We start from the raw sequence: 13,611 nt of genomic DNA on the forward strand, positions 1-13,611 counted from the left end.
CACCACAATTGTCAGTTGCTGTTAATGTTGGAATAATATAGTTATTGCTTTCATCATAACAGAATGATTGTGGTACAGGTTCTGTAATTAAAGGTTTTTGAGTATCCTGTACAATTACTTTTTGAGTGGCTGTACTAGTATTTCCAACTTCATCTTTAGCGGTCCATGTAATAGTTGTGGTTCCAACAGGAAAAACGCTTGGTGCATCATTTGTTATTTCAACTGTATTAGTGTCAATCGCTGATGCTGTACCTAAAACTACATTTGTAGCTTCACAACTTCCTTCATCTGAGTTAATAGTAAGATCTGCTGGAGTAGTGATTACTGGGCTTGTATGGTCAAAAGTATAAATTTCACCAGCTGTAAAAGCTTCTGTCAAAGTATTATTAGCTTCATCAAGGATTGAACTACCATTAGTATTTACATCTAAACGTAAAGTGCCGTCTCCACTAATGTTGTTTACTGTAATATCATACGATTTATTTGTAACTGTCGATACTTGAGCAACTGTTCCTGTAACATTTCCAGTTGTAATAAGTGCAAAATCAGCAACGTCAACTCCGCTTACATTTTCTGAAAAATCAACATGGAAAACAATGCTGTCAGCATTAGTTGTAGCCTCAAGAGGCGTTAATCGTTTTATCGTTGATACAGTTGGAGGAATATTATCAATAACTCTAATATCCGGTTTTGGAGAACCATTAGGTAGATAATAACTTAAATTAGCCGGTTGATTGTAGCCAATATTTTGAGTAGCTACCTGAATTCTGTATGCTGGATCATGCATTAAAGTATATACCTTATGTTCCGTAGGAATCCAGGAAGAGAAAAGTACAAAAGCACTATTATCAGGTTTTACAAAAACTATTTCTTCTCTCCAATCTCCTAAAATATCAGCTACTAAATTAGCATCTTGTTTAGTAGAATGTATAGTACTGGCTCCATAATACCAAGCTGTTAAAATTCTACCACCATTATTAACATCATCAATACCTGTGTTATTTCTTAATTCACGTTGAATATCACCATCAAAATAAACTGGTTGATAATACGAATTATAACTATAATTAAGAGGATTTCCTTTAGAATCAAAAACTGAACTTTGATCTTCTTTACCGTTATCGATATAATCACCCACAACTGATATTTCTACCCCCGGATTATCTGCTGTAATATCTGCTGCCCATGCTCTACCTACGTCTGCCGGACTTAAAATTTCCCAAATAATTTCTCCAGTTGCGGCATCACGAAATGAAACTCCATAAGTAGCATTTTCATGAGGTTGGAAATATTCCATACCAGGTCTGTCAGGATCCAAATCTCCTAAAGCATGTGCATCACCATGACCTCTCCCTGTTGCATACAATCCGTTACCATCATTGTCAATGGCACAAGCACCATACATCAATTCATCAGATCCATCACCATCTACATCGCCAACGGTAACACCATGGTTTCCTTCACCTCTATATAAAGTTTTCAATGGTTCTGGTAAACTATCACTATCAAAAATCCATTCCTGTTTTAAATCATTACCATTCCAAGTATAGGCTCCCATTGCAATTTTAGAATAGATTCCACGGCAGAAAACTAACAAAGGCCCTTTGTCTTTATCATACAATACTGCAGATTTAATAGATTGTGCTCTCTTTCCATAATTATCTTCCCAAGTAGCTTCATGAGTTTCTCTCGGACCTATTGGAATAGGATAATTAACGGTTGCCTTTTCAGCTCCTGTTAAACCATTAAAAACGGTCATATATGCAGGATCTTCCATTAAATGCCCTGAAATTCTAGGAATTATCATCGAATCATCATCTGTTGCAGCGGGACCTTTGCTTAAATAATTTCCTAAACCATCTTTAGTACCAGGCGCAGTTACACAAGCGACTTCTGATTTTCCATCTCCATCCAAATCGTAAACCATAAAGGCGATACCATTATAAGTAGTATTAGGCCCACAGCTTATTCTCCACAAACTTTTACCTGTTAAATCGATGGCCTCCAGATAAGCATTATCAGGATGGCCAGTAGGCTCCCATTCAAAAACCAACTCATACTTTCCATCACCATCTAAATCTCCAACTGACATATCTCCAGCAAAATAACCGGGTCCTGGAGCTGCAGGGATAGGTATTTCTAGTCGGGCTACATTCGGTTTTCCAGGTTCTATAGATGGTGCATATGGCCATACTGTAGCTTCGGCTGACATTTCGTTTCCTGATGGCAAAATTGCTTCCACCTTATACAAATCTGAAACTAATCCGCTAGGGTCTACATAGTTTGTAGATGAGGTTATTGGGCTTGTGTTTAATTTCGTCCCATTTTTATATAAATTGAAACCCACATCAGGATTGTCTGAACCCACCATTCTCCAAGAAAGAAAAACACCATTCTTAATTCCTAAAGCAACTAAACCACGGTCAAGAAATTCCATTGGTCTTGTATTTGGACCACCTCCCTGATAATCATTTACTGTAATAGTTATATTAGCAGTAGTACTGCCAGCTATATTAGTTGCAGTAATAGTATATTCATTTGCAGCCGAAACACTCCTTGGAGTTCCGCTAATAACTCCTGTTGTAGTATTCAAACCCAAACCTGCCGGCAAACTTGGACTAACACTATAAGAAGCAACTGCTCCTCCACCCACTGTTGGGTTTAATGGTGATATAAATCCTCCTCTTATAAATGTATTTGGGGTAATGTAACTTAAACTACTTGGTTTAGGAATATGAGATATTGTAATATTTACATTTACTACATTACTATCTGAATTACCATCATTAGCTTTATAAGAAAAACTGTCAGTAGTAGTATTTGAGCCATCATGAACATAACTAAATGTCCCATCTGAATTTAAAACTAATGTTCCGTTATTTGGACTACTTACTAAGATTGCATTTAAAGCATTTCTTTCTTGATCAGTATCATTAGCTAATACAGATGTTTTTCCTCCATCTAATACAGTGGCTGTTCCATTAAGCGCTACTGTAAACGAATCAGCAACCGCTACAGGCGAATAGTTTAAAAACTGACCTGCAATAACTGTTGTAGTATTCGATTCAAAATCATATTTACTTGAAATTGGTTTTCCCGCTGCTAATGCCGCACCTGACGCTTTAATCTTATTCGCACTAACAAATGACTGAACTGCTGCAGTTTGATCACCCGGAATTACGATACTCCCGGCATCGATAGTGATCAAACCAGTACTATTGATTGATAATGATGAAAAAGAAGTATAATTTACGTTTAATTTTCCTGAGTTGACATTGATTACACCTGCATGACTACTACTATATCCAAGAGACAAGTTTCCTGCTGCCCCTAAAGTCATTGTACCCCCATTGATATTAATGGTACCTGCAGCTGACACACCTAATCGCCAAACATTATTCCCTGTCAAATTTCCGCCTGCATTAACATTAATAATACCTGGAGCCGAAGATGAGTTTCCAATATATAATTTGGCACTATTTACTGTAGCTGCGTTAATATTTAATGTCCCATTTACCGAAGTCGTGGCCGAACTCGGGGTTGTAATATTCTTAACTGCATCAAAAGTTACTCCTTTTCCTAAAGTAATTTGCCTGCAGTTAATTGCGGCTGAATTCACAATCTGATTGTCATTATTTCCTGTAGCAGGAATATTAAAAATATCAGAAGTCGTAAAAGCTGATGGTACGGGATTCCAATTCGAAAAAGTCGAAAAATCAGATGATGTGCCACCTACCCAGGTGTAAGTAGTCTGACCATACATACCATTAAAAGTCCCTAAAAAGAAGACCATAGCAATCCCCCGGAGAAGATTGCTCCTAAGTAATTTTTGTTTCATAAATAATTTGGTTTGGTTAATATTAATAATGGTTATTTATTATCACAAACCTAGAAATAACTAAACTTTCATTACTTATCACCATTTGCCAATACGTATCAAATATTGACAAAAGCCTGATTTTATTGGTTTTATCATTCAAAAATTACAAAATCAACATTTTGCATAACGCTATTCTTTAAGTCATAAAAAAAGGCTGATTTACAAAAAACCAACCTCTTTCAACTATTAGAAACCTATTACCATCTTTATTTTCCCTCTCTTAATCGATCCGGATGTGCTTTGATATACGATTCCAGACTCTCAAATTTCTTTTCATAATCATATTAATTGGCTGCTTATTATTTTATACTTATTTACAAATCCTTCATCGCAACAACCTGACACTTATTTTCTTTTAAAAATTGTAAAATTTCTTTAAAAAAATCAACTGAAGTCGAATAATCAGGATCTAAAATATCTGGAACACCATGAAAAGTTAACACCAAAACTTGTTCATCATTTAAATTTTTTAAAGCTTCCAAAGTGCGTTTTTCATATTTCTCTGAAGAAATAACGGTAAAACTCGGAATGGCTAATTTTGAATCTACCCCTTCCTCATACAACTTAGCACCACCCGCTCTTGCAAATTGATAACCGCTCTCTTTTAAAATTCTTTGCGAAATAGTATCATAACGGTTTCCGGGATAAGCAAAGGAAACAGGCTTTGGAATTCCAAACTCTTTACATTTGGCATCAATATATTCTATTTCTTCCTTAATTTTCTCAGGAGTTAATTTCGTTAGATTTTTGTGATGCCCGCTATGATTCCCAATCTCAAAACCCTTTTTATGGAGTTCCTGAATTTGAGCCCAATTCATATACTCTTTTTTCTCGTCAGGATTGCGGGTTGGAAATTCGCAAACAAAAAAAGTAGCATCAAAACCATATTTCTTTAACAAAGGAGCCACATCATTATAATGACTAATCTCGGCATCATCAAAGGTCAGTACTACTTTTTTTCTATTTTTTGACAGTCCTGTTTTATTTTTAGACGAAGTCGGTTTGGAAGTATCCTTCAGCAATTTTTTCATAGCCTCAGCATAACGCTTACCTAGTTCGCGGGCGGAAGCAGTGTTAAAATGCAAATGATCTCCTCGATCGGTCAAACCTTCTGATGAAACTACCGCAGTATTTGCAACCTCTTCAGGCAATTGGTTTACAATAGGATTGATGAAGTTTTCCTTATTAAAACGCCCTATTTCACCTGCTATAAACGGAAGATTCGGCGCATTCAAATCCTTTCTGAAATTAGCTATCAGTTCCTGTAATTTTTGAAGATAAACCTTAGATCTTCCCGCATCATTATCCGATTCTCCCTGATGCCATAGAATCCCTTTTAATTGTCCTTTTTGCATAGCCACTTTAGCGCGTGCGATGGCTTCGTCATAGGGAAAATTATTAAAATACTTAGCTCCCGGTTGCCATACTTTTATAGGCGAACCACCCCAGGCACAAGGAATCAGACCAATTGTCGTTTTCTTTTTACCTTCAAGCATTGCCTGTGCAAAACTTATTCCGGGACCTACTCCAGCCGATGGTTTATCAAAATGCATAGGATCCTGAGCCGGAACCCAATTGTTATTTTTATCCAACATCAGGATATTCTGCTGAACTTTTAGTTCATTTGAATCTATTTTTCCCCTGCCAGCCATATTAGATTGTCCCACTAACAAGTACAAATCCATGTTGGTATCTACTTTAGTTTCCTGAGCCATTCCAATATTTAAGGCGAGTAATAATAGAACATGTATACTTTTAATTAAATATTTGACTTTTTTATAACACATAAGCTTTTTATCTAAATTAAAACTATTTTGCTAACCGCCTAATTATTACTCTACCTTAAAAATTGTAACAAACTACTAAAACTAATCTTCTTTATTGATTACGAACAATTCCAAATTCTACGCCTCTAAGTTCTGCTAATCCACGTAATCTTCCTATAGCCGAATAACCCGGATTAGTGCTCTTTTTTAAATCATCAAGCATTTGATGACCATGATCAGGACGCATAGGAATTAAAGCGTCTTTTCTTCCCTCAGCCTTACGTCTGGCTTCTTCAGTTACAATTGCTTTGATAACAGCATACATATCTACATCGCCTTCTAAGTGATTGGCTTCATAGAAATTACCTTTCTCATCACGCTTAGTACTTCTCAAATGTAAAAAATGCACCCTGTCAGCAAAACGTTTGAATATTTGAACCAAATCATTATCTTCTCTAACCCCTAATGATCCGGTGCAAAAAGTAATTCCGTTAGCAATATCAGGCACTGCTGAGAACAAATAAGCATAATCCTCTTCGGTACTCACTACTCTTGGCAATCCTAAAATTGGATAAGGCGGATCATCAGGATGAATACACATCATCACATTATTTTGAGCTGCAACCGGAATAATTTCCTTTAAAAAAGAAGCCAGATTTTCTCTTAATTTTTGCGCATCAATTTCAGCATAAGTATTCAGAATAGTCTGAAATTGCTCTAAGGTATATCCTTCTTCTGCTCCCGGTAAACCGGCAATAATATTTTTTACCAAAACTTGTTTTTCAGAGTCTGAAAGTTTTTCGACATACACTTTTGCTTCTGCCTGAATTTCTGCCGAATATGTTTCTTCAGCTCCCGGACGTTTTAACAAAAATAATTCGAAAGCGGCAAAAGCAACCACATCAAAACGCAAAGCTTTTGAACCATCTTCTACCACAAATTCTAAATCGGTTCTGGTCCAGTCTAAAACCGGCATAAAATTGTAGCACACAATGTTGATTCCACAAGAAGCTAAATTTTCGATACTTTTTTTATAATTTTCAATATAAGTTTGAAAATTTCCTGAACGGGTTTTTATGTTTTCATGTACCGGAATACTTTCAACAACACTCCAAGTAAGTCCGGTGCTTTCAATAACATCCTTTCTTTTTTGAATCTCTTCAACTGTCCAAACTTCTCCGTTAGGAATGTGATGTAATGCCGACACAATCCCTGTTGCACCTGCCTGTTTAATATCTGATAAGGATACGGTATCTTTAGGTCCGTACCAACGCCATGTTTGTTCCAAAATTTTATTATTTTTAGGTTATTTATACTCCGCTAAAAGCACTAAATCCACCGTCAATAGGGATAACAACTCCTGTTACAAATGATGAAGCCTCATCACATAAATAAAGTGTAGTACTGATTAAATCTTCAGCTTTACCAAATCTTCCCATAGGAGTTTGTTCGATAATGGTATTCCCTCTTACGGTTAATTCACCATCTTCAGTTGTCAAAAGTGTACGGTTTTGATCAGTCAAAAAGAAACCCGGTGCCAAAGCATTAACACGGATGCCAACCTTTGAAAAATGAACTGCTAACCACTGCGTGAAATTAGACACAGCCGCTTTAGCTCCGCTATAAGCAGGGATTTTAGTCAAAGGGGTGTAGGCATTCATCGATGAAATATTCAAAATACTGCAAGCTTCTTTTCCCACCATATCCAAAGCAAAAACTTGTGTAGGTAACAAGGTTCCAATGAAATTCAGATTAAAAACAAACTGAATTCCTTCAGAATCCAAATCAAAGAATGTTTTTACTCCTTCCTTAGCATTCACTAAATCTTCGGCTAACAAATGTGGATTAGATGTTGTCCCTAAAGGGTGATTTCCTCCGGCTCCGTTAATCAAAATATCACAAGAACCTAATTTATCATTTACTTCTTTTTTGGCAGCCTCGAGTGATTCTTTCTGTAAAACATTAGCTTCAACTCCTATTGCAATTCCTCCCTTTGCAATAATTTCCTGAGCCACTTTCTCAGCTGATTCTTTCTTTAAATCTAACAGAGCTATTTTGTGTCCTTCCTTAGCCAATGCTTCAGCTAGAGTACTACACAAGATTCCTCCCGCTCCTGTTATAACTACTACTTTACTCATCTATATATTTGGTTTATTATTTCTATTGGATACTCGAATTTTAATTCTCATCTGAATTTCTGATCCAAAATTAATTCTTAAACAAAATCTACTATTATCATATTTTGCCATTGCTTATCAGCATCAGACAAAGCAAATAACAAGTCTAAAAAACAACACATTACAACAAAAAAACTTCAGAAAATCATCATACAAAACAGCATTTTTAAATAAAAAACAGCACTAAACCTAAATTTAATGCTGTTTAAATCTCTACCCTGATACCTTTATCTGTCTTAAATCTTTACTTTCAAAACAAGTTAAATGATTTTAATTGTTAATGACAATTTTTCTTCCATTAAGATCAAAATCAAAAAGGATTTTATCCGAAAAATTAGTCGCTTTTAATTTTTCATTTCTACATTTATTACCTAATTTTTTTAATTCTGGTTTCATCACCTAATGAATACGGCAGTTCTCCTTTAGAAGTTTTTACAACCATATAATCCAGCATTACGCCTGAATCCATCATAAAGATTTTCAGTTTTTGTTTGCCCTGAGTTTTGATTGCAACGGGGATTTCTTTTATAGTTTTGTTGCTCAACACATTTTCTTTCCAGGTTTTGCTTCTTCCTTCGGTTTTAAAATTGATTACTTTAACTGGCTCGTCATTCCATTGCACTCCAATTCTAACTTCGCCATCTGTAGTTAACGGATGAGACGGAATGGCTGCAATAGCCAGTTTAGCTTTATCGGTAATCGTTTCTGTAAACAATTCATATTCTAAAACCGCCGATTTCTCATAATTACTAACCGACTCTTCTTGTAATGGCTGCGCCCGCATCACTTTTTTAGAATGTCCAAATCCATCTAAAAGTTGCCATTTTAAATTTCCTGATGGTTTATTATTACTATAACTGTCTGCATACAAAACTGCCGTTCCGTTTTTCTCTACAATAGCATTTTGAGGTGCATTTGCATAATTATCAGAAATTGTTAGCTGAATTTTTTTCTCAAAATTATCCCCTTGGATAATCACATTTTCAGTTTTCGGTTTTCCAGATTTTTGCCAATTTTCCCAGTTGATTGAGAATTGAATTCTTTGTTCTAAATCTCCATTTGCATTCAAATTCCCTGATAATTGACTCGCCTGAATCCAATTTGGTAATGACTTAAATTTCCATGAAGTAGCATTAGCCTCTGCCAAATAAACATCCACAAAATGCTTAGCTGGATCATTTACATAAAATGTTGGTAATTTTTGAATTCCTTCTTTTGTAGTCAGCGTATCTTCAACTGAAATCCCAATAGGCTCTTTAGAAGGAACCACTATCAAATTTATTTCAGGATTATCAAAAACAGGTAATTTTCGGGGCTTCATATCCATAAAACCCTGCCATTTACCATTGGATAAATCGTTATAATTTTGTGTCAACGCCACAATAGTATTATAAGAATCATTTGCCAATTCTTTATATTTTACGGCACTTTTACGTCCTTGTTGGACATAAATCAAAGCTTTGTCTCTAAACAAAAACTTGTTATTCATAGCTGCCGATGCCTTAACCGGATAACCAACTAATTGTGTAAAAGCAGACTGTAAATTTTCAGGCAATTGTTTTTCGATAGTTCCAACTTCCTGAGTGATTTTTGCGTAAGCGTCAATACGTTTTTGAATTTCATCGCCATTAGTTAACGGATTATAAGCCGTATTGAAAATTTTAGTAGTTGGTTCGGTTTGGCTCCAAGCCATAAACTCCGGTCTGCGTTCAAAGGCTAATTGGTAATAATTCGATTGAATATCGGCAATTTGCTGACCGAATTTATCTCCGAAAATCTCGCTGTAAAATTGTTTCTGATGCGCTTTGATAGCTTTGGTTTCCTGAAATTTTTCAGCATCATAAGCCATATCCATGAACAATTGTGTGTTGTACTCCCCTGGTTTGATATCACCCACATTTACAATCCAAATATTATTGTTTTTTAAATTGTAGGCTTTCATCATTTCTTCCTGTAACAAATACGGATTAGTGGTATCTAACCATAAATAATCGTGAGGTCTTCCCCAATAGGAAATATGATAATATACTCCGGCACCACCGGCACGTTTTTGCTCTTGCGTATTGCTCAACGAACGGATATATCCATAATTATCATCGGTCCACACCAAAGTAATATCCTCGGGAACTTTCAAACCGCTTTTATACAAGTCTAAAACCTCTTTATAAACAGTAAAAACCTGTGGGATTTCGGAAGCTGGTTTATTCAAATTAGCCTGTAACATATTTCGCTGATCTTTAATCACCTCGTTCAAAACTGCAACAGCTTCGTCATTATTCTTCACGCCTTCCATGCCACTATCATGTACACCACGCATCCCAATGGTATAAAATCCATCAATGTTTTTGGCTTCTTTTACACGATCTTCCCAATATTTGAAAACATTGTCTTTATTTGTTTTATAATTAAAAGCCCCCATCGCTTTCTTATCCCATTCGTCAACATTATTGCGAAGCATAGGCTCAGCATGCGAAGTTCCTAATACAATATTATACAAGGCAGCTACTTTGGCATTTCCCGGATAATGGAAAAAAGCCTTTGTACTTTCGTGCATAGCCGGCCAAATAGTATTGGCTTTTAAACGTAATAACATTTCGAAAATCTTAGCATAGGTTTTCGGTCCGATGTCTTTTGTCTCAGGCTCAAAATTTTTAGCCGCCCAAGGTTGTAATCCCCAATCTTCGTCATTTAAAAATATTCCTCTAAACTTTACCGAAGGTGCTTTAGACTGAAAATCTTCTTGAGAAAGCACTAATTCTTGTTGTGTAAGCACAGGTACATCTGCCCACCAATACCAAGGAGAAACGCCTATTTTTTTAGACAAATCAAAAACACCATAAGCCGTCCCACGCGGATTGGTTCCCGCAATCACGAAAGCTTTTTTAATTTTTTTATTTGGATTGAGAACCGTTCTGTAAACATAGCTTTCCCATTGTTTCAGAAAATCAGCAGTGATTGATTTTTTATTGACAAATGGCTTTAGGAATTCAGAACTAATATTTCCAATAACAATTACATTTCCTTCGGCCTGTTTGATATTAGTAAGCACTTTTGGTTTGTATTGCGTTACTTTATAAATATCCTCAGCCAAAAGATGTGCCGCAATAGAATCTAGTTTGGCAGCTTCTTTGTCATACAAAATGGTCGTCTGAATGTTATTATTAGTATAAATTTCAAACTTAGAAGTTTGGGCCTGGATGGTTGAACCAAACAAAATCAAACCTAAAACTTTTACAAAATATTTCATGTTATTTAATTGAATTTACTGTTATTGTAGCCGATTGCATTCCCTCTGAAGAAACAGTCAATTTGGTTTTACCTGACACTTTTCCAGCTCTGATAATTGCCATGGCACGTCCTTTAAACAATGACGGTGTTAGCGATCCAAAACTAGCCATATCTGTTGGCGCTCCATTTCCTGAAGCAATTATTTTGCCAATACCCTCACAACTTATTTTAATTTGCTGATTGGAATCAAGAACTACATTTCCATTTTGATCTAACAATTCTATTAAAACATAAGCCAAATCCTGACCATCAGCTTTTAAAGTGGTCGTATCGGAAGTTAATTTAATGGTAGTAGCTTTTCCAATAGTTTGTAATATTGTGCTCGCTCCCTCTTTACCATCCTTTACTTCAACAGCTTTCAAAGTTCCGGCCTGATAAGGTACTTTAAAATTTGCTTTGTATTGAGTTGTTGTTTCTGCTTCAGCAATCAGCTTATCATTCAAATACAATCTCACTTTTGCAGCTCGGGAATACACATTTACTTTCAGTTCTTTGTTTTCGAAATTAGGAAAAGTCCACGACAAGGATTCTTCCGGCCAGCCCCAAAAACTTACTTTTTTAATTTTCCCTTCCGCTACCGGTAATTCTACCGCCATACTAATCTTTTTCTCTCTCCAAAGAACATCTCTATAAAACGATTGTGGCTTTTTTACACCAATCAAATCAATATCACCACACCAGCCATTATACCAAGGCCAGCCCATAAACTGATGTACGTTTTCCTGCGGATCTACTTCAAATGAATTTCCTAAACCGGATTCTCCTAAATAATCCATGGCTGTCCAGATAAAATCACCTATCACATAAGGTAATTCTTCTGCTTTGTCCCAGTTTTCAGAAGCTTCGGTGGCAACACTTTCACTACTGTACATCAATTTATTTGAATACTTTTTATGCTCTTCTTCATAAAAACGCCACATATAATTATACCCCAGAATATCTAAATTTTTCAAGGCATTATCTAATGGAAGCATGTTTTTATGCTCTTTATCCCAATGCTTATTTACACCTGCTGTAATAAGTCGTGTTGTATCGTATTTAAGGATTTCATTCTTCAAATACAAAGCGGTTTCACTTCCTGCATCGGTGATGCGTTCCGGAATTTCATTTCCTAAACTCCACATAATTACCGAAGGATGGTTTCGGTCACGCAATACTAACGAACGGATATCTTTGGCACTCCATTCGTCAAAATATTGATGATAATCGTTGGCATTTTTCTTCTTTCTCCATTGGTCAAATGCCTCATTAATCACCATCATTCCTAAACGGTCACAGGCATTCAAAAAACTCTCTGACATTGGGTTATGCGAAGTTCTGATCGCATTAAAACCACTTTTCTTCAACAACATTATTTTACGTTCTTCGGCCTTATCAAAAGCTGCCGAGCCCAATAAACCGTTATCGTGGTGTACACAACCTCCTTTTAATAAGGTTTTAACCCCGTTTAATTTAAATCCTTCGGTTACCGAATAATCCAAAGTGCGGATTCCAAACGGAATTGCTAATTCATCCGTTTTTACTTTGCCTTTCCAAAGACTGATTTTCACAGTATATAAATTAGGTTTATCAGTTGACCAAAGAGCCTGATTTTTAATGGTAATTGTAAAAGGGATTTCTTTTTTTTCAGCAGCATTTAGCGTTCCTTTTTGTGAATTTTCGAATACTTTTTTTCCTTTCGGAGAAATCCATTCGGTTACTACAGTATAACTATCTTTATTGTCAGTTTTATTAGCCAAAGTAGTTGAAAGGACTATTTCTGCCTGCCCATTTTCAACTTTTTGAGTTGTAATAAAAGTGCCCCAATCTTCCAGATACGTTTTTGGCGTATGCAGTATCCATACGTGGCGGTAAATTCCCGAACCTGAGTACCAACGGGAGTTTTTACCTTCGTTCAGTACTTTTACAACAACCACATTTTTTTTGCCTAGAGTATTACAATATTTAGAAATATCAAATCTAAAGGTAGAATAACCATAGACATTATTTCCTACTTTTTTACCATTAACCCAAACCTCAGCCTGATTGTAAACGCCTTCAAAATACAATTCGTGACGCTTTCCTTGTTCTTCAGCCGAAAGCGTAAATTCTTTTCGATACCAGCCTTCACCTCCCACGGTTTGCCCGGTAGCAAATCCTCCAACACTGGCGCGGCTAAAAGGCCCTACAACCGAATCCTTCTTTTGATTAGGCAAATGCTCAATACTCCAATCGTGAGGTAAATCTAATTTTCGCCACGAACTGTCATCAAAATTTACTTGTTCTGCATTTACAGCTTTCCCTTTGTAAAAACGCCAATCGTTATTGAATAATACTTTTCTTGATATAACAGACCGCTGTTTTTTCTGGGAATAAGCCGGAAGTAATAATGCCATAAATAAAATGGCAAACAGGATGTGCTTAGTTGTAATTGTTAATTTCATTTTGAATTAAAAAAGTTCAATAAATAAGTTTTTGATTAAAAAAAGACAAACTAAAAAAATAGTCTCAAGTCTATTAT

The 13,611-nt window shown here is 35.9% G+C and carries 6 protein-coding genes; all 6 read right to left on the reverse strand.

The features are described 5' to 3' along the window. A partial coding sequence (locus FEM21_RS16180) for a rhamnogalacturonan lyase family protein (RefSeq protein WP_152547382.1) occupies nucleotides 1-3,838 on the reverse strand: 3,838 nt, incomplete at its 3' end. Between the two features lie 356 nt (nucleotides 3,839-4,194). Further along, nucleotides 4,195-5,595, reverse strand: coding sequence for a sialate O-acetylesterase (locus FEM21_RS16395; RefSeq protein ID WP_152547383.1), 1,401 nt, complete (start codon nucleotides 5,593-5,595; stop codon nucleotides 4,195-4,197). Between the two features lie 163 nt (nucleotides 5,596-5,758). Further along, nucleotides 5,759-6,934, reverse strand: a complete 1,176-nt coding sequence (gene uxuA / locus FEM21_RS06540) for a mannonate dehydratase (protein ID WP_035659024.1) — start codon at nucleotides 6,932-6,934, stop codon at nucleotides 5,759-5,761. 22 nt (nucleotides 6,935-6,956) lie between these two features. Next, nucleotides 6,957-7,784 carry an SDR family oxidoreductase gene (locus FEM21_RS06545; RefSeq protein WP_035659025.1) on the reverse strand — a complete coding sequence of 276 codons (828 nt, stop codon included), beginning with the start codon at nucleotides 7,782-7,784 and terminating at the stop codon, nucleotides 6,957-6,959. Nucleotides 7,785-8,190: 406 nt separating this feature from the next. Beyond that, nucleotides 8,191-11,070, reverse strand: a complete 2,880-nt coding sequence (locus FEM21_RS06550) for a glycosyl hydrolase 115 family protein (RefSeq protein WP_051627516.1) — start codon at nucleotides 11,068-11,070, stop codon at nucleotides 8,191-8,193. Nucleotide 11,071: 1 nt separating this feature from the next. Beyond that, nucleotides 11,072-13,534: a glycoside hydrolase family 2 TIM barrel-domain containing protein gene (locus FEM21_RS06555; RefSeq protein ID WP_081824657.1), complete on the reverse strand. Its 2,463-nt coding sequence runs from the start codon at nucleotides 13,532-13,534 to the stop codon at nucleotides 11,072-11,074. Nucleotides 13,535-13,611 lie beyond the last annotated feature (77 nt).

Origin of the sequence: Flavobacterium seoulense, assembly GCF_000695795.1 — a bacterium.
GTDB lineage: Bacteria > Bacteroidota > Bacteroidia > Flavobacteriales > Flavobacteriaceae > Flavobacterium > Flavobacterium seoulense.

Coding starts and splice junctions, on each gene's coding strand:
- FEM21_RS06555 (WP_081824657.1), bottom strand. CDS start 13,534: ATGAAATTAACAATTACAACTAAGCACATCCTGTTTGCCATTTTATTT.
- FEM21_RS06545 (WP_035659025.1), bottom strand. CDS start 7,784: ATGAGTAAAGTAGTAGTTATAACAGGAGCGGGAGGAATCTTGTGTAGT.
- FEM21_RS06550 (WP_051627516.1), bottom strand. CDS start 11,070: ATGAAATATTTTGTAAAAGTTTTAGGTTTGATTTTGTTTGGTTCAACC.
- FEM21_RS16395 (WP_152547383.1), bottom strand. CDS start 5,595: ATGGCTCAGGAAACTAAAGTAGATACCAACATGGATTTGTACTTGTTA.